The following is a 17,436-nucleotide window of genomic DNA, read 5'->3' as shown; positions in this document are numbered from 1 at the left end:
CACAACCAAGGAGAACACCATGAAGATCGTGGTCATCGGCGGCACCGGCCTCGTCGGCAGCCAAGTGGTGAGCAACCTCGAGGAACACGGGCACGATGCCGTGGCCGCCGCGCCGCAGACCGGCGTGAACACCCTGACCGGGGAAGGCCTCGCGGAGGTGCTCGAGGGCGCCCAGGCGGTGGTCGACCTCAGCAACTCGCCCTCGTTCGCGGAGGAGGACGTCACCAGCTTCTTCCGGACCTCGACGAAGAACCTGCTCGACGCCGAGGCGGAGGCCGGCGTGCAGCACCACGTGATCCTCTCGATCGTCGGCGCCGACGGCATCGACTCCGGCTACATGCGTGCCAAGCTCGTGCAGGAGGACCTCGTCAAGGCGTCCGGCTCCGGCTGGTCGATCCTCCGCTCCACCCAGTTCCTCGAGTTCCTCGCCTCGATCGCCGACACCGCGGAGGCCGACGGCGTGGTCCACATCGCGCCGGTCCGCTTCCAGCCGATCGCCTCCGCCGACGTCGCCCGGTTCGTGGCCAGGACGGCCGTCGGCGAGCCGCTGAACGGGACCATCGAGATCGCCGGGCCGGAGACCTTCGGTTTCGACGAGATCGTCCGTACCTACCTCGCGTCGAAGGACGACCCGCGCGAGGTCCGCGCCGACCCGAGCGCCACCTACTTCGGCGCGCCGCTGCAGGACGGCGAGCTGGTGCCGCACGGGGAGGCCCAGCTCGGCGAGGTCAGCTACGAGCAGTGGCGGAAGGCGCAGGCGTAGCGGATCAGTTCGAGCCCTCCGGCGCGGCCCGACCCGCTCGGGCCCGCCGGAAGGGGGCGATCTTCTCCGGGTTCAGCTGCCACATGAGCTCGTGCAGGCCGGCGGAGGAGACCGTGACGGCCAGGACGCCGATCAGCTCCCCGTCCCGCTCCATCGCCATGCCCTCCTCGCCGTTGACCTCGATCGGCCGCGTGGTGACGCCGGCCCAGAAGATCTCGGCGAACGAGGACAGGACCCGCGCCACCTTGGACCGGCCGGTGACCGTGACCCGCGCGACGTGCTTCGACCTCCCGTTGCTGTCGGCCCGGGTGGTGACGTTCTCCGCGAACAGCTGCTCCAGCCGCTCGATGTCGCCCACCCGCGCGGCCGCGAGGAACGCCTCCAGGAGCGCGCGGCGCTCGGCGGTGCTCACCGTGTTGCGCGGTTCCGAGGCGAGATGCTTGCGCGCCCGGCTCACCAGCTGCCGGGTGGCGGTGGGCGACACCCCCACGATGCGCGCGATCTCGGGATACTCGTAGTCGAACGCCTCGCGCAGCACGTACGCGGCCCGCTCGGTGGGCGTGAGCCGCTCCAGCAGGGCCAGCACCGCCACGTCCAGGGCCTCCGCACGCTCGGCGCCGAGCGTCGGGTCCTCGCTCGTGTCCACCGGCTCCGGCAGCCATGGCCCGATATACGTCTCGCGCCGCGACCGCGCGCTCTGCAGCACGTTGATCGCCAGGCGCGTGGTCGCCGTCGTGAGGAACGCCTGCGGGTTGAGGACCACCGACCGGTCCGTCGTCTGCCACCGCACCCACGTCTCCTGCACCACGTCCTCGGCCTCGGCGCTGGAGCCGAGCATCCGGTACGCGATACCGAACAGCCGCCGGCGCGCGCTGGCGAACACCGCGGCCGCGTCGTCCAGCGTGGTGTCGACCTCACCTGTCATCGTCTTCTCCCTGGCATGCTGCCTCGACCGTACGCGAGGAAATGCACTTGGGCCCGGCCGTGCGGCGGGTGAACATGTTGCCATGACCACACCCGACCCGATCTTCGTCGACCCCCGCCTGGCGCGGCTCTACGACGCCTTCGACGACGACCGCGGCGACCTCGACCTGTACGTCGGGCTCGCCGAACGCTTCGGCGCACGCACGGTGCTCGACGTCGGCTGCGGGACCGGGGTGCTCGCCCTCCAGCTGGCCGGGCGCGGCCTGCACGTCACGGGTGTCGATCCCGCCGCCGCGTCGCTCGAGGTCGCCCGGGCCAAGCCCGTCACCCCGGCCGGCGGCGGAAGCGTCACCTGGATCGAGGGCGGGGCCGAAGTCGTCGCCGGGCTCGGCCTCGCCGCGGACCTGGCGACCATGACCGGCAACGTCGCCCAGGTGTTCACCACGGACGCCGACTGGGCGGAGGCGCTCGCGGCGGTGCGCGACGCGCTCCGTCCCGGGGGCCGCCTCGTCTTCGAGACCCGGGTGCCGCAGCGGCAGGCCTGGCTCGGGTGGACCCGCGAGCACAGGTCGATCCGCCGCGACATCCCGGGCGTCGGACCGGTCGAGATGTGGAACGACCTCCTGGAGGTCGCGCTTCCCTACGTCACCTTCCAGGGGTCCTACCGCTTCCCGCCCGGCATGCTGCCCGACGGCGACGTGGTTACCTCGGTCTCGACGCTGCGGTTTCGCGAGCGGGACGAGATCGAGGCGTCGCTGCGCACCGCGGGGTTCGAGGTCGACGAGGTGCTGGACGCGCCCGATCGGCCTGGGCTGGAGTGGGTGTTCGTGGCCCGCCGGCGCTGAGCGAGGTCGGGCACGGCACCGGCCGGGTCAGGTGAGGTCGCGGAAGAACGCGCGGATGTCGTTCGCCAGCAGCTCGGGCTCCTCCATCGCGGGGAAGTGGCCGCCCTCGGTGAACTCGCTCCAGTGGCTGGTCGCGTTCCACGGGTCCATCACGCGGCGCATGAGGGGGTGCGTGTCGAACACCGCCCACGCGGCCGGCACGTCCGCTGACCCGGCCCAGTCGAGGCCCGCGTGCTCGGACTCGTAGTAGAACTGGGCGCTCGACGCACCGCTGCGGGTGAACCAGTACAGGCTCACGTTGGTGAGCAGCTGGTCGCGGTCGACGGCCTCGCCGGGGGTCTGGTGCGCGCGGTTCGTCCAGGTCTGGAACTTCTCCGCGATCCACGCGAGCTGGCCGACGGGCGAGTCGGTCAGGGCGGCGCCGATCGTGTCGGGACGGTGGTTCTGCATCTCGAAGTAGCCGCGTTCGGCGGTGTCCTCGGCGCGGATCTTCTCGATCTGGGCTACCTCGTCCTCGGACAGCCCTTCGGGGTACGGGAACTTGTCGCCCACCATGCCGAGCATCCGGCCGTCGCTGCCGACGTGGGTGCCGATGACGCGCTCGGGGTGGAGCGCGGCGAGCCGGCCGGTGGTGCCGGCGCCGATGTCGGTGCCGTGCGCCGCGAACCGTTCGTACCCGAGACGCGTCATGATCTCGGCGTATGCCTCGGTCGTGCGCGCCACCTCCCAACCGGTTCCCGACAGCGGGGTGGAGAACCCGAAGCCGGGCAGTGACGGGATGACGACGTGGAACTCGTCGGTCAGCAGCGGGACGAGTCGCTGGTACTCGACGAACGAACCTGGCCAGCCGTGGCTCAGGATGATCGGGGTGGCCTCGGGGTTGGCCGAGCGCACGTGCACGACATGGAACGTCTGGCCGTCGACCACCGTCGTGAGCTGCTCGTCCTCGTTGAGCCTCGCCTCCTGCGCGCGCCAGTCGAAGCCGTCGCGCCAGTACTCGGCGAGCTCCGTCAGGTAGGCCTGCGGGATCCCGCGGCTGAAGTCCGTGCGGTCGTCCCGGCCGGGTACCGGGAGCGGCCGCCGGGTGCGGGCGAGCCGGTCGCGCAGGTCGTCGACGTCGGCCTGCGGGATGTTGATGCGGAACGGCATGAGTGCGGTGTGCTCGGTCATGAGACTCACACTGTCAGGGGAAGCGGACAGGTTCTGGCCTCTATTGCCGCCGTCGCTGAGAATCTCTTCATGGCCACTCGACGAGGCCGTCGAGGACCGGCGGCTGGTAACCAGGGCCCTTGAGAACCTTGCCGTCGGCTCGGCGCTCGACGCCGCCGTCAGCGGAGATCTTGCTCATGTTCGACCGGTGGACCTCGACGAAGACCGCTGGCAGGTCGATCCCCAGTGCGTCCGCGGCCCCGTAGGTGACGTAGAGCACGTCAGCCAGCTCCTTGGCGACCGCCCGGTAGGCACTGACCGGGTCGTCGCCGGCGCGCAAGGCCGCCGCCAGGTCCGTGAGTGCCTCGGCGGCCTCTTCCGCCTCCTCGGTCAGCAGCGTCCGGCGCTGCTCCGGCAGCTCTGGTCGGTCCGCTCCGGTCACACCGTCGAACATCGTGCGGAACTCGGCGACGCGCCGCATCGGCTCATGATCCATCCACCGACCCTATGGGGCGCCCCGCCGGCCCTGCACGGAGTCAGGAGATGCTGCGGAAGAAGGTGCGGAGGTCGTCCGCGAGCAGCTTCGGCTCCTCCATCGCGGGGAAGTGGCCGCCCTCGGTGAACTCGCTCCAGTGGCCGATCGCCCTCCACGGGTCCATCGCTCGGCGCATGAGCGGATGGGTGTCGAACACGGCCCATCCGGAGGGCACCCCCGGGGTCATGGACATGCCGGCTCCGGAGTGCTCGGACTCGTAGTAGAACTGCGCGATCGACGCGCCGCTGCGGGTGAACCAGTACAGGCTGACGTTCGTGAGGAGCTGGTCGCGGTCGACGTCCGGCGCTCGGTAGCCGCCGGTGGTCCTGCGCTTGAACTTCTCGGCGATCCACGCGAGCTGACCGACCGGCGAGTCGGTGAGTGCCGCGCCGATCGTGTCGGGCCGGTGGTTGTGCATCCCGATATATCCGCGCTCGGCCGCGCTCGGTGTGCAGCGCCTCGATCTGGGCGACCTCGTCGTCGGACAGACCGTCGGGGTGGGGGAACTTGTCGCCGACCAACCCGAGCCACCCGCGGTCGCTGCCGAGGTGAGTGCCGATGACCCGCTCCGGGAAGACCGCCGCGAGGCGCCCGGTGGTGCCCGCACCGATGTCCGTGCCGTGGGCCGCGAACCGCTCGTAGCCCAGACGCGTCATGATCTCGGCATAGGCGTCCGCCGTCCGGGCCAGTTCCCAGCCCGTTCCTGACAACGGGGTGGAGAACCCGAGGCCGGGCAGCGACGGGATGACGACGTGGAACTCGTCGGTCAGCAGCGGGACGAGTCGCTGGTACTCGACGAACGAGCCCGGCCAACCGTTGTTCAGGATCAGCGGGGTGGCCTCCGGGTTCGCCGATCGAGCGTGGACGACGTGGAACGTCTGGCCGTCGACGACCGTCGTGAGGTGTTCGTGCTCGTTGAGCCGCGCCTCCTGTGCGCGCCAGTCGAAGCCGTCGCGCCAGTACCCGGCGAGCTCTTTCAGGTAGCCCAGCGGGACACCGCGGCCGAAGTCGGTGGGGTCCTCTCGGCCCGGCACGGGGATCGGCCAGCGCGTGTGCGCCAGCCGGTCGCGCAGGTCGTCGACGTCGGCCTGCGGGATGTTGATGCGGAACGGTGTGAGGGCGTTGTGCTCGTTCATGACGTCCACGTTCCCGGGTAATGCGGCAGGTTGGCTTCCGCAATTGCTGGAATGATCGAGAACATGTTGGAGACCTCGGCTCGCCTTCTCGAGCTGCTGTCGTTGCTCCAGCTCAAGCGTGACTGGACGAGCTCAGAGCTCGCCGGCCGGCTCGAGGTGAGCACGAGGACCGTTCGCGCCGACATCAGCAAGCTGCGGTCGCTCGGCTACCCCGTGGACGCGCGCCCCGGCGTGACGGGCGGCTACCGGCTGGTCGCAGGGACAGCGATGCCCCCGCTGCTGCTCGACGACGACGAGGCCGTCGCCGTCGCGGTCGGGCTGGGTGCGGTCGCGACCCGAGGGCTCGGCGTCGAGGAGACCTCGCTCACGGCGCTCGCGAAGCTCGAGCAGGTGCTGCCCTCGCGCCTGCGTCGGCGCGTCGAGACGGTGCGCGAGGCGACCAGCGCCGTCTCAGGGGCCGAACCGCCGCTCGATCTTTCGGTTCTCGGCTCGGTCGCCGCCGCGATCCGCGGCCATGAACGGCTCCGGTTCGGGTACACGAAGCCCGGGGGCAGCGAAGCGGCGCGGCACACCGAACCGCAACGGCTGGTGAGCTGGAGGCCGCTCTGGTACCTGCTCGCGTGGGATCTCGACCGTGACGACTGGCGAGTCTTCCGTGTCGACCGCATGGTCGCGCACCCACCGACAGGTGCGCGGTTCCGGCCGCGCGTGATCCCGGAGGACAAGGTCGTCGAGTACGTCGTCGGACGGGTCAGCAAGGGGGCCTCGACGTACCGCGCCCGGGTGCTCGTGCACGCTCCCGCCGCCGAGGTCGCCGCGAAGATCTTCGTCCCCGTCGACATCGAGGTGGTCGACGAGTCCACGTGCCGCGTCGAGCTGGGTTCCGACGACCCGAACCGGATAGCGCTGTGGATGGCACAGCTCGGCGCCGACATCGAGGTGATCGAGGGCGACGAGCTCGCGAGGGCGTTCGATCGCCTCGCGACACGGTTCCGCCGTGCGGCGCGGGGTGCCTCCGCGACGTGAGGCCCGCGCGCCGCGGCGGCTCGGCCGGATCGAGCTGACTCGCGGGCGAGTACGTCCGCCCGGTCACCGTCGCCGGCCCTGGCGTGGTGGCCTATGGGATGGCCGCGGTGACCTCGGCGTCCAGCGCACCCTCCGCGAGGCGCACGTGTACACCCGCGCCGACCTCGACGTCGCCGGGCCGCCGCACCACGTGGCCGTCCGCACGCTGCACGACGGCGTAGCCGCGCTCCAGCGTCGATGCGGGGGAGAGCGCCCGGACCTGGGCGCCGAGCCGCCCGACCTCGCCGCTCGCGCGCAGCAGCAGCGCGTTCAGCGCATTGCGGCTGTGGCGGAGCGCCTGGACGATGTCACGCTCACGGGACTCCAGCATCGTGTGCGGGACGGCGAGCACCGGGCGCGAGCGGACGCCGTCGAGCCCGTGCTGCTCGCGGTCGAGCATCGCCGTGACCGCTCCGCGCATGCGGCCGCGGGCCTGGGTGAGGCGCAGGCGTTCCTCGGAGACGTCGGGCACGATCCGCTTGGCGGCGTCGGTGGGCGTGGAGGCGCGGTAGTCGGCGACGAGGTCCAGCAGCGGCGCGTCCGTCTCGTGGCCGATGGCGCTGACCAGGGGGGTGCGGGCCTGTGCGACCGCACGCACCAGCGACTCGTTGCTGAAGGGCAGCAGGTCCTCGACGGAGCCGCCGCCACGCGCGACGACGATGACGTCGACGCTGGGGTCCTGGTCGAGCTCTGCGATGGCCGCCGACACCTCGCGCACGGCGTTGACGCCCTGCACGGCGACCTCGCGGATCTCGAACCGCACCTGGGGCCAGCGGGCACGGGCGTTCACCACGACGTCGTGCTCGGCCTTGGACTCGCGACCGCACACGAGCCCCACCACGGCGGGTAGGAACGGGAGCTTTCGCTTGCGGGTGAGGTCGAACAGGCCCTCGGCAGCGAGGACCTTCTTCAGAGCCTCGATCCGGGCGAGCAGCTCGCCGACGCCGACCGCCTTGATCTCGTTGGCCTGCATCTGGAGCGTGCCGCGCTTGGTCCAGAACACGGGCTTGGCGTGCACCACCACGTGGTCACCCTCGCTCGGTGGCTGCGCGAGCGTGCTGAGGACGCGTGAGAAGACGGTGACGGGCAGGGAGGCGTCCGCCTCGGTGTCGCGGAGCGTCAGCCACTGCATGCCGGAGCCTGGGCGCTGGTTGAACTGCACCACCTGCCCCTCGACCCAGACCGGCGGCATCTTGTCGATGTAGCCCTTGATCTTCTCCGAGAGCACACGAACCGGCCAGGGGCTGGTGGGGGTGGTGTCGAGTGCTTTCCGGGGGAGCTCGGTGGGGAGGTGCCGCTGGGTTGGTTCCGTCACGTGTCCAACCCTGCCACCCACCACCGACACAAGCCCTCCGCACGCCGCCCCTAGACTGCAGGTGTGAGTGTCACGAGCCCTGAGCGTCCTGCTGAGACCCAGACCAAGCGCGTCCTGCTGGCTGCGCCCCGTGGTTATTGCGCGGGCGTGGACCGCGCCGTCATCGCCGTCGAGAAGGCACTGGAGACGTACGGCACACCTGTCTATGTGCGCAAGGAGATCGTGCACAACAAGCACGTGGTGGAGACGCTGCGTGAGCGTGGTGCCATCTTCGTCAACGAGACCGACGAGGTGCCGGAGGGCGGCCGGCTCGTGTTCTCGGCGCACGGCGTGTCGCCTGCCGTGCGCGCCTCGGCCGTCGCCCGCAGCCTCGACACCATTGACGCGACCTGCCCCCTGGTCACCAAGGTGCACAAGGAAGCGGTGCGGTTCGCGAAGGACGACTACGACATCCTGCTGATCGGGCACACCGGTCACGAGGAGGTCGAGGGCACGGCCGGCGAGGCGCCCGAGCACGTGCAGGTCGTGAACTCGCCCGACGACGTGGACCAGGTAGTGGTGCGTGACCCCGAGAAGGTCGTGTGGATCTCGCAGACCACACTCTCGGTGGACGAGACCATGGAGACCGTGCGGCGGCTGCGCCAGAAGTTCCCGACGCTGCAGGACCCGCCCAGCGACGACATCTGCTACGCCACGCAGAACCGCCAGGTGGCGGTGAAGAAGCTGGCGCCGGACTGCGACCTCGTCATCGTGGTGGGCTCGGCCAACTCGTCCAACTCCGTGCGGCTGGTCGAGGTGGCGCTCCAGGCGGGCGCGACCGCCTCCTACCGCGTGGACCGCAAGACCGAGATCAGGGACGAGTGGCTCGAGGGCGTCACCACGGTGGGCGTGACCTCGGGCGCCTCGGTGCCGGAGATCCTGGTCGAGGACGTCCTTGCGCACCTCGCCGACCACGGCTTCGGCACCGTCGACGAGGTCCGGACCGCAACGGAGGACCTCATGTTCTCCTTGCCGCGCGAGCTGCGCGCCGGGCTCAAGGCCGCCGGCGAGGAGCCCAAGCGTCCGCGCCGCGAGGCGCGTAAGGAGCTCCCGCAGGCCTGAGGCTGGGCCGCTGGGCAGGGCCGGACCGTCGGGACCGGACGTTCGGTAGAAAGTCAGGTGATCGGCAACTCGAGTTGCCGATCACCTGACTTTTTACCGAACATCCGAACATCCGGTCGGCCCGCGGCCCGCGGCCCGCGGCCCGTGCCGCCGGGCTACGGGCCGGGCTCAGCCGGCCGCCGCGCCGTTCTCCGCGCCGCTCTCGGTCTGCTCGACCGCTTCCAGGGCGCGCTTGTCGCTCACCGCGAGCTCGGTGACCTCCAGCTGCTGGACCAGCACGCCGTCGTTGTCCTGTGCGCGGTCGATCGCGACGACGCCGCCCTCCTCCGCGGCCAGCAGCTCGGGCTTGGTGATGGGGCGCGGCACCTCTTCGATGCCCCTGACCTCGTCGATCGCGTCCCTCGCGTCGACCACGTCGAGCTCCACCATCCGGCGGGCCGACGTGAGCACGTTGCGTTCCAGCGAGCCGATCATCTGGTTGTAGCTCTTCGTAGCGGACTCCAGCGCACGGCCGGTCCGGGTGACGTGGCCGGTCATGGTGACCAGACGCGCGTACAGCTCCTTGCCGACCGTGAGCACCTTCTGCGCGTTCTCCGCCAGTGCCTCCTGCCGCCAGGCGTACGCGACCGTGCGCAGCAGGGCGAGCATCGTGGTGGGCGTCGCGATGATGACGTTCTTCTGCGCCGCGTACTCCAGCAGCTCCGGTGCGCGCTCCAGCGCCGCGGAGAGGAACGCCTCCGCAGGCACGAACATGACGACGAACTCCGGCGCGGGCTCGAACTGGTTCCAGTACTTCTTGCCGGCCAGGTCGTCCACGTGCTTGCGCATGTGCCGCACGTGGGCGTCGAGGCGCTGCTCGCGGTACGCGACGTCGTCGGACTGCTGCGCCTCGAGGAAGCCGAGGAACGCGACCTTGGAGTCGACGACCACACGCTTGCCACCCGCGAGGTTGACGACCATGTCCGGGCGGAGCGTGCCGTCGTCCGTGGTGACCTGCGCCTGCTCGGTGAAGTCGACGCGGTTGATCATGCCCGCCGACTCCACGACCTTGCGCAGCTGCAGCTCGCCCCACGCGCCGCGTGTCTGCGACGAGCGCAGCGCCGTGACCAGGTCCGCAGTGCCGTTGCGCAGGTCGGTCGACACCTCGGCGACGTTGCGCATCTGCTCCACGAGCGCGCCCTGGCCCTCGATGCGGGCCTTCTCCGCCTGCAGCACCTCGGTGCGTACCAGCTCCACGGCCTTGGTCAGGGGGTCCACCAGCGACTTCACGGCCTCCTCGCGCTTGGCGAGCGCCTGCTCACCGTCCGACGCGGAGCGCTTGAGCCGCTCCTCCGCGAGCTCGAGGAAACGCTTGCTGTTGGCGTCGAGCGCGTCGCCGGCGAGCGCCTGGAACTGGCGGCGTGCGACCTCCTGCTCGGTACGCGCGGCGGCGATCTGCTCGCCTGCGCGCTCCCGTGCCGCGGCGATCTGCTCGTCCGCCCGTGCCTGCGCGGCGGCGATCTGCTGCGCGGCAGACTCTGCCTGGGTGCGCAGCCGCACCGCCTCCAGGTCGGTCTCGCGGAGCGCGGGCGCAACGCGCTGTGCGTGGCCGAGCCATCCCAGCAGCACGCCGACGACGAGAGCGCCGAGGGCCAGCAGAATCGTTGCGACGATGTCCATGTGCGACAGGCTGCCACGCCCCACTGACACTCGGTGACGACGACACCCCGCACGTTCGAAATCGCCTGGTTCGGCGCAGGGCGGGATATCCGTCCGTAGGGGGACGCACTATCACCCGGGCTCATCCACGTGGCGGATCCGCGGTGTCGGACGGCGCGACTACGTTGGGTGCCATGACGACCCCAGTCGACCCGATCCCGCCGGGCAGCCCCGGGAACCAAGGGACCCAGGAGCCGCCCCCGTACGACCCGTCGGCCGCGCTCAGCGTGCGCGGTCTCTGGAAGCGGTTCGGGCAGAAGATCGCAGTGTCCGGCGTGAACCTCGATGTTCCCGCCGGCTCGTTCTACGGCCTGGTCGGTCCGAACGGGGCAGGCAAGACCACGATGCTCTCGATGGCGACTGGGCTGCTGCGGCCGGACTTCGGTACGTCCTGGGTGCACGGCGTGGACCTGTGGTCCCGGCCCGACGAGGCCAAGGCCACGCTGGGCGTGCTGCCCGACGGCGTGCGCCTGTTCGACCGCCTGACCGGACGACAGCTCCTCACGTACGCGGGCATGCTGCGCGGGATGGACCGGGCCACCGTGGTGGACCGTACGGACGACCTCCTGCAGGCCTTCGACCTGGTCGCGGATGCGGACACGTTCGTTGTGGACTACTCGGCGGGCATGACCAAGAAGATCGCGCTGGGCAGCGCCATGATCCACGCACCCCGCACCCTCGTGCTGGACGAGCCGTTCGAGGCGGTCGACCCGGTGAGCGCCGCGAACATCCGCGACATCCTCAAGAGCTACGTGGCGGGTGGCGGCACCGTGATCGTCTCCAGCCACGTCATGGACCTGGTGCAGCGCATGTGCGACCACGTCGCGGTGATGGCGGCGGGCCAGGTGCTCGCTGCGGGCACGATCGACGAGGTGCGAGGCGAGCAGAGCCTGGAAGACCGGTTCGTCGACCTCGTCGGCGGCCGCCAGCACTCGGAAGGGCTCTCATGGTTGCGCGGTTCCTGACCCTCAAGCTCACGCTGATGGGCAACACGTTCCGCCGGAGCGTCTGGCAGACCATCGGCATGATCGTCGCGGTCCTGTACGCCCTCGGCACCGTGGGCATGCTCGTGGCCGCCATGATCTTCGTGGGCGTCGCCGGGGACCCGGCCTGGGCAGCGGTGGCGATCACCCTCGGCGGCGTCCTCACCGTCGTGGGCTGGTGGCTGATCCCGATCTTCGCCTTCGGCGTGGACGCGACCCTCGACCCGCACCGGTTCTCGACGTTTGCGATCCCCCGGCGCACCTTGCTCGCGGGGCTCGCCGTGGCCGGTCTGGTCTCGGTGCCCGGCATCGCCACGGTGCTTCTCGCGCTCGGCGTCTCGTTCGCATGGGTGCTGGAGCCGGGGGTGCTTCTCGTGTCGCTCGTCGGTGCGGTGCTCGGGGTCGCCACGTGCGTCCTCGGTTCCCGGGCCCTCACCACGCTGCTCGCTCCCGTGCTGGAGTCCCGGCGGTACCGCGAGGTGGTGACGATCGTGGCGCTGGTGCTCGTCGTGATGATCGGTCCGTTCGTCGGCTGGCTCGCGAACGGCGTCGAGGTTTCGGTGGGGGCAGAGGCGACGGGCGGCGGAGACGTCAGCACGGGCGCGCAGCTCCTGCCGCTGTTCCAGCAGGTGGCGAGCGTTGTCGGCTGGACGCCGTTCGGTGCTGCCTGGTCGCTCGGGGGCGCCGCGCACGCCGGTGACTGGGCAGGCCTGGCCGGGCGCCTCGCCGTCGCCCTCGCCACGATCGCGCTGGCCTGGCTGGTCTGGGACCGCGCGCTGGCCCGGTCGCTGGAGCGCCCGCCCGTCGGCGACGGTAACGGAGGCAAGGCCAAGGGGCTCGGGCCGTTCGGCCGGGTGCCGTTCTCGCCCACCTGGGCAGTGGCAGCCCGCACCGCGACCTACTGGCTCCGCGACCCGCGCTACTCCGGCTCCATCGCGATCATCCCGCTGCTGCCCGTCATCATGTACTTCACGAGCCAGAGCACCGGTAGCTTCTTCATGCTCCTGGCGACCGGCCCCTTCGTGGCCTGGATCCTCGGCTTCAGCATCTCCAACGACATCGGCTACGACAACACGGCGTTCGCCCTGCACGTCTCGTCGGGCGTCGACGGGCGTGCCGACCGGTGGGGCCGGGCGATCCCGATGCTGGTGATGGGCCCACTGGTCAGCGCTGCGACGGTGGTGGCGTCGGTCTGGGCGGCGGACTCGTGGCATCTGACCCTGCCCCTGCTCGGCCTGGCGTTCGGCCTGCTGCTGGTCAGCACCGGTGTCTCCTGCGCCGCCTCGGCGCGGCTCGTCTACCCGGTCGCCAAGCCGGGCGAGAGCCCGCTGAAGTCCCCGCAGGGCGCCGCGATGGCCACCTTCGTGTCGCAGGGCATCGGGTTCGTGATCACCCTGGGGCTGTCGGTGCCGGTGCTCGCCGTCGGTATCACCGCGATCGTGCTGGGCAGCGTGCTGTGGGGCGTGGTCACCGTCGTGGTCGGAGTCCTGTACGGCGCGCTGATCCTGGTCCTGGCCGTGCGGTTCGGTGCTCGCGTGTACGACAAGCGGCTGCCGGAGCTGCTCCAGCAGGTGCAGTCGTTCCCGTGACGCTCGATGTGGCGTCGTCCCTGGTCAGCGGTTGTGTCAGTGTCCCGACCTAGCCTGGGGTCATGACTCGCTTCACGGCCGACGACGACCTGCAGCACGCCGAGTTCGTCGCGGCGGACCTGACCGGTGCCCGGTTCCGTTTTGCCGACCTGGAAGGTGCGGCGTTCGAGCAGTCGTACCTGCCGGGCGCCGTGATGCGGGGCGTCGACCTGACCGGTGCGGATATCGACGGGGCGATCGGCGGGCTCAAGGTCAACGGGATCGAGGTGTTGCCGCTGATCGAGGCCGAGCTGAACCGCCAGTATCCGGGGAGGGCGCTGGCCAGGTCCGAGGTTCTGGCGGAGCAGCGGGGGTCGTTCGAGGCGGCGCAGCGGACCTGGTCCGCCCTGTTCGACAGGGTTGCGGACATGCCCGCCGGAACCGTGGACCAGCAGGTCGACGGCGAGTGGTCGCTCGCCCAGACGATGCGACACCTGGTGTTGGCCATCGACGGCTGGCTGCGCCACGGGGTCCAGGGCCTCGACGGCGCGTTCAGCCCGATCGGCCTCCCGTTCTCCGAGTATGACGACGAGGTGGGCGCCCTCGGCGTCGACATCGCGGCCACGCCGTCGTACCAGGAGGTGCAGGCGGCCTACGCCGACCGCATCGCCCAGGTGCGTGCGCAGTACGACTCACTCACGCAGGCGGAGTTCGAGGCGCCGGCACGTCGGCTGCCGCCGTGGGAGCCGGAGACACGCACCCTTCCGGTATGGCGCTGCCTCGGCGTGATCGTCAACGAGTCGTGGGAGCATCACCGGTTTGCCGAACGGGATCTCGACGAGCTGGAGCGCCGCAGCGACGCACGGTAGGCCCGCGTCAGCAGACCGCGCGAGCGTCCCCATCGGAGCCGAGCACGACCCGGCTCACGGCGATTGGCGCTCGGCACGTAGAATTTCGCGACGTGGCTCTTACTATCGGCATCGTCGGCCTGCCCAACGTCGGCAAGTCCACCCTCTTCAACGCTCTGACCCGCAACCAGGTGCTCGCCGCGAACTACCCGTTCGCGACGATCGAGCCCAACGTGGGCGTGGTCTCGCTTCCCGACGAGCGGCTGAACAAGCTCGCCGAGATCTTCGGGAGCCAGAAGATCCTGCCGGCCACGGTGTCGTTCGTGGACATCGCCGGCATCGTCAAGGGTGCGTCCGAGGGTGAGGGCCTGGGTAACAAGTTCCTCGCCAACATCCGCGAGGCCGACGCGATCTGCCAGGTCACCCGCGTGTTCGACGACCCCGACGTCGTGCGGGTGGACGGTTCGTCCGACGCCCTCGGCGACATCGAGACGATCTCCACCGAGCTCATCCTCGCCGACCTCCAGACCCTCGAGAAGGCCCTGCCGAGGATGGAGAAGGAGGTCAAGATCAAGCGCGGCGACCCCGTCCTGTACGCGGCCGCGAAGCAGGCGCAGGAGATCTTGGACAAGGGCGTGACGCTGTACCAGGGCGCCGCGGACGCCGGTCTCGACCTGGCGGAGATCGCGAGCCTGCAGCTCATGACGGCCAAGCCGTTCATCTACGTCTTCAACACCGACGACGCCGGCCTGGCGGACACCGCGTCCCAGGAGGCGCTGCGCAAGGTGATAGCGCCGGCCCAGGCGATCTTCCTGGACGCGAAGTTCGAGTCCGAGCTCGTGGAGCTCGAGCCGGACGAGGCCGCCGAGATGCTCGCGGAGTCGGGCCAGCCGGAGTCCGGTCTGGACCAGCTCGCGAAGGTCGGCTTCGAGACGCTCGGTCTGCAGACCTACCTCACGGCAGGGCCGAAGGAGGCACGCGCCTGGACCATCCACAAGGGCTGGACCGCCCCGCAGGCCGCCGGCGTGATCCACACCGACTTCGAGCGTGGCTTCATCAAGGCGGAGGTCATCTCCTACGGGGACCTGGTCGAGGCCGGTTCGGTCTCCGCGGTGAAGGCCGCCGGGAAGGCTCGCATCGAGGGCAAGGACTACGTCATGCAGGACGGCGACGTGGTCGAGTTCAGATTTAACGTCTGAGCACTACCGGCGGTTATCGCCGCTCGATCCCTCGACGTCATCACGACCAATCAGGAACCCAGGACTCAGCAGCTGGGCCGCGGTCCATGGGAGCGTGTCCCGGTGGTGCTGGCGGAGCGGTTACCTGACGTCGGCATCTCGGGCTGCCAGCCAAGCGGCAACCCCTCTACCCACGACCCGACGGTCTCTGTGGTCGCACAACGGGGCAACCTTTGGCTGACGCTCTCCGTAGTGGATGGCATGAGGCGGGAGAGTGGGGCGATCATGAGCGAGTCCGGGGCGGGCAGGCTGGCGGACGACGGCGCGGGGCGTGACGTGCTGGTCGAGGTGCCGCGGACCCGTGACGCGGAGTTCACCGAGTTTGTGCGGGAGTGCGGGCCGTACCTTCACCGGACGGCGTACCTGCTGTGCGGGGACCGGCACCGGGCGGAGGAGCTGGTCCAGTCGACGTTCGAGCGGGTCTACCGCACCTGGGCCAAGGTCAAGCCACGCACGCAGCGCGCCTACGCGCGCCAGATCCTGGTCAACCAGCGCATCGACGGCTGGCGGCACGGGCGCCGCGAGCTGTTCCCCGGCGCCGACAAGATCCCCGTCGCGACCACAGCGGACCATGCCTCCCACGTGGTGCTGCGCGACGAGCTGGTCCGCGGCCTGGCGCAGCTGCCGCTCAACCAGCGGCGGGTCGTGGTGCTGCGGCACCTGCTCGACCTGCCCGAGGCAGAGGTCGCCCGGGAGCTCGGGATCGCCGTCGGCACGGTCAAGGGCGCCAACTCACGCGGGCTCGCCCGCCTGCGGGACCTGCTCGTCGCGGGGACGGAGGCGATCGAACCCGTGGACTACGACGAGCAGGCGGTGCTCGACCGGAGCCGGGCCGCGCTGCGCCGGCGCCGGGCAGGGCAGACGGTCGGGGCCGCGTGCGTAGCGGTCCTCCTGGTGCTCGGGGTGGTGACGCGCGGGCCGGTGCCGCTGCCCTGGATCGGGCCGGTCGTAGTCCCGGGCGGGGACTTGGTCGCGCCGCTGCTGGACGGGGGTCCCACCGACGGGTTCGGACCTGCCCCGCGGCCGGAGCCTCGGCCGCCTGCGGTGGTGGACCTGGCGGGCAGCACGCCGCTCGCGTGTCCGGAGGCGCTGCCCGCGCCGATCTCGGCACGGGCTCCCGAGCCGGGCGAGGACATAGGCCCGCTGGACGAATCCGTGGTGGTAGATGTCGCCGACGCACGCCCGTTGACCTGCTACGACGTCGACATCGAGATGGTCACGCCCGGGCGTATCGACGAGCAGACAGGAGTGCCCGTGACCGATGACGGAGGTAAGCAGATGCCGTTGCTCGACGGGCTCGCCGAGAACGGGGTCGTCTGGGCCGCCGCAGCGGAGTTCGGGCCTGCCGGCACGGTCGAGGGCGCCTTCGTCAGGGCCGATGCCCACCGGAGCGACGGACCGACCGAGTCGATCCCCACCGACACGATCAACGACGTGATGCTGGTGCCGTACGACGTCGCCGCGCGGGGCGACCGAGTGACGTGGGGCGAGACGACCGGTGGGGAGGGCGCCACGCGCACCAGTCAGATACGCACCTTCCGGGCCGGTACGGAGCCGAGGACGCTCGCCACCTACGAGGGGTACGTAGGGGAGGTCGCCCTCACCCGCGACCACGCACTGTGGACGGCCGGAGGGGAGGACAACCCCAGCCTGCTCACCGCGCCGATCGACGACCCCGGGACGGGGGTGTTGCTGGCGGACCACGTCACCGCTTTCGCGGCCGACGACGACGAGGTCGTCGCCGCCCTGCTGGAACCGGGTCCCGGCGGAACCCGCACGACGACGATCTGGCTGTTCGACGGCCCGGCCGGCGGGAACCTCGCCAGCACCACGGCGCTGCTCTCGATCGATCACGGCTCGGCGGACCGGATCTCGGAGGTCGCCGTCTCGGACGACCTCGTGGCGTGGACGACGGTGTCCGACGAACAAGAAACCACCCTCTTCGTCTTCGACCGGCGCGGCGGGACGCACAGCGTCGTGCGGGCCGGTGACAGGGGCGTCAACGGCCTGCAGGCCGCGGGCGGCCTGCTCCTGTGGAACAGCGCGGACGACGAGAACCCGGCGGGGCCGGCCTACCTGTACCGCGCCACACCGTCGGCCTCCGGGCACGACGGACCGGACCTGGCCCAGTTCCCGGGCGACACCGAGAGGGCAAACCTCGCCGGCGACCGCATCGCCTGGGGCGAGGGCTTCGTCCCGCAAACCACGTTCTCCCGAGCGTGGCTCGTCGAGGGCACCGTGACCCCGACGCTCGACGCTGACTGACGT

At 70.7% G+C, this 17,436-nt stretch carries 15 protein-coding genes and 1 pseudogene; 9 read left to right on the top strand and 7 right to left on the bottom strand.

The features are described from left to right. The first annotated feature begins 19 nt into the window (after positions 1-19). Positions 20-763: an SDR family oxidoreductase gene (locus tag ACFS27_RS25320; RefSeq protein ID WP_377189293.1), complete on the top strand. Its 744-nt coding sequence runs from the start codon at positions 20-22 to the stop codon at positions 761-763. Positions 764-767: 4 nt separating this feature from the next. Here the strand turns inward: ACFS27_RS25320 and sigJ are convergent, their stop codons facing one another. After that, positions 768-1,688 carry an RNA polymerase sigma factor SigJ gene (gene sigJ, locus ACFS27_RS25315; RefSeq protein ID WP_377189290.1) on the bottom strand — a complete coding sequence of 307 codons (921 nt, stop codon included), beginning with the start codon at positions 1,686-1,688 and terminating at the stop codon, positions 768-770. 82 nt (positions 1,689-1,770) lie between these two features. Between sigJ and ACFS27_RS25310 the strand changes: the two genes are divergently transcribed. Next, positions 1,771-2,532: a class I SAM-dependent DNA methyltransferase gene (locus ACFS27_RS25310; protein ID WP_377189287.1), complete on the top strand. Its 762-nt coding sequence runs from the start codon at positions 1,771-1,773 to the stop codon at positions 2,530-2,532. A 27-nt stretch (positions 2,533-2,559) separates the two neighbouring features. Here the strand turns inward: ACFS27_RS25310 and ACFS27_RS25305 are convergent, their stop codons facing one another. The 4 genes and pseudogenes from ACFS27_RS25305 to ACFS27_RS25290 all read right to left on the bottom strand — a co-directional run. Further along, positions 2,560-3,702 carry an epoxide hydrolase family protein gene (locus ACFS27_RS25305; protein WP_377189284.1) on the bottom strand — a complete coding sequence of 381 codons (1,143 nt, stop codon included), beginning with the start codon at positions 3,700-3,702 and terminating at the stop codon, positions 2,560-2,562. A gap of 67 nt (positions 3,703-3,769) precedes the next feature. Further along, positions 3,770-4,177 carry a pyrophosphohydrolase domain-containing protein gene (locus tag ACFS27_RS25300; RefSeq protein ID WP_377189281.1) on the bottom strand — a complete coding sequence of 136 codons (408 nt, stop codon included), beginning with the start codon at positions 4,175-4,177 and terminating at the stop codon, positions 3,770-3,772. A gap of 40 nt (positions 4,178-4,217) precedes the next feature. Then, the gene (locus ACFS27_RS25295; RefSeq protein WP_377191223.1) at positions 4,218-4,634 is read right to left on the bottom strand and encodes a hypothetical protein; all 417 of its coding nucleotides are present in this window, start codon (positions 4,632-4,634) and stop codon (positions 4,218-4,220) included. Positions 4,635-4,836: 202 nt separating this feature from the next. After that, positions 4,837-5,352, bottom strand: a pseudogene (locus ACFS27_RS25290) (epoxide hydrolase family protein); the annotation flags it as partial. Positions 5,353-5,415: 63 nt separating this feature from the next. Here ACFS27_RS25290 and ACFS27_RS25285 point away from each other — a divergent pair. Further along, a complete protein-coding gene (locus tag ACFS27_RS25285) occupies positions 5,416-6,378 on the top strand; it encodes a helix-turn-helix transcriptional regulator (protein ID WP_377189278.1) in 963 nt (320 codons plus the stop codon). Positions 6,379-6,469: 91 nt separating this feature from the next. Here the strand turns inward: ACFS27_RS25285 and xseA are convergent, their stop codons facing one another. Next, on the bottom strand, positions 6,470-7,732 hold the full coding sequence (gene xseA, locus ACFS27_RS25280; RefSeq protein WP_377189275.1) for an exodeoxyribonuclease VII large subunit: 1,263 nt from the start codon (positions 7,730-7,732) through the stop codon (positions 6,470-6,472). Positions 7,733-7,795: 63 nt separating this feature from the next. Here xseA and ACFS27_RS25275 point away from each other — a divergent pair, with 63 nt between their 5' ends. After that, entirely contained in the window at positions 7,796-8,833 is a 1,038-nt protein-coding gene (locus tag ACFS27_RS25275) for a 4-hydroxy-3-methylbut-2-enyl diphosphate reductase (protein WP_377189272.1), read from the top strand. 168 nt (positions 8,834-9,001) lie between these two features. Here ACFS27_RS25275 and ACFS27_RS25270 read toward each other — a convergent pair whose 3' ends face one another. Further along, positions 9,002-10,492, bottom strand: a complete 1,491-nt coding sequence (locus ACFS27_RS25270; RefSeq protein ID WP_377189269.1) for a DNA recombination protein RmuC — start codon at positions 10,490-10,492, stop codon at positions 9,002-9,004. A 173-nt stretch (positions 10,493-10,665) separates the two neighbouring features. Between ACFS27_RS25270 and ACFS27_RS25265 the strand changes: the two genes are divergently transcribed. The 5 genes from ACFS27_RS25265 to ACFS27_RS25245 all read left to right on the top strand — a co-directional run bounded on the left by ACFS27_RS25265 (position 10,666) and on the right by ACFS27_RS25245 (position 17,433). Beyond that, positions 10,666-11,496, top strand: coding sequence for an ABC transporter ATP-binding protein (locus ACFS27_RS25265; RefSeq protein ID WP_377189266.1), 831 nt, complete (start codon positions 10,666-10,668; stop codon positions 11,494-11,496). Continuing rightward, complete coding sequence (locus ACFS27_RS25260) at positions 11,478-13,103, top strand: hypothetical protein (protein ID WP_377189263.1); 1,626 nt, start codon at positions 11,478-11,480, stop codon at positions 13,101-13,103. Before ACFS27_RS25265 ends, ACFS27_RS25260 begins: the two co-directional genes overlap by 19 nt. A gap of 62 nt (positions 13,104-13,165) precedes the next feature. Continuing rightward, positions 13,166-13,951 (top strand): DinB family protein, encoded by a 786-nt coding sequence (locus tag ACFS27_RS25255; RefSeq protein ID WP_377189260.1) that lies wholly within the window; start codon positions 13,166-13,168, stop codon positions 13,949-13,951. 92 nt (positions 13,952-14,043) lie between these two features. Beyond that, entirely contained in the window at positions 14,044-15,129 is a 1,086-nt protein-coding gene (gene ychF, locus ACFS27_RS25250) for a redox-regulated ATPase YchF (protein WP_377189257.1), read from the top strand. Positions 15,130-15,369: 240 nt separating this feature from the next. Further along, positions 15,370-17,433, top strand: coding sequence for a SigE family RNA polymerase sigma factor (locus tag ACFS27_RS25245; RefSeq protein WP_377189254.1), 2,064 nt, complete (start codon positions 15,370-15,372; stop codon positions 17,431-17,433). Positions 17,434-17,436 lie beyond the last annotated feature (3 nt).

Origin of the sequence: Promicromonospora vindobonensis, from assembly GCF_042685865.1 — a bacterium.
GTDB lineage: Bacteria > Actinomycetota > Actinomycetes > Actinomycetales > Cellulomonadaceae > Promicromonospora > Promicromonospora vindobonensis.
Note: the sequence above shows the minus strand (reverse complement) of the source record. Positions and strands in the feature narration are given on the sequence as shown.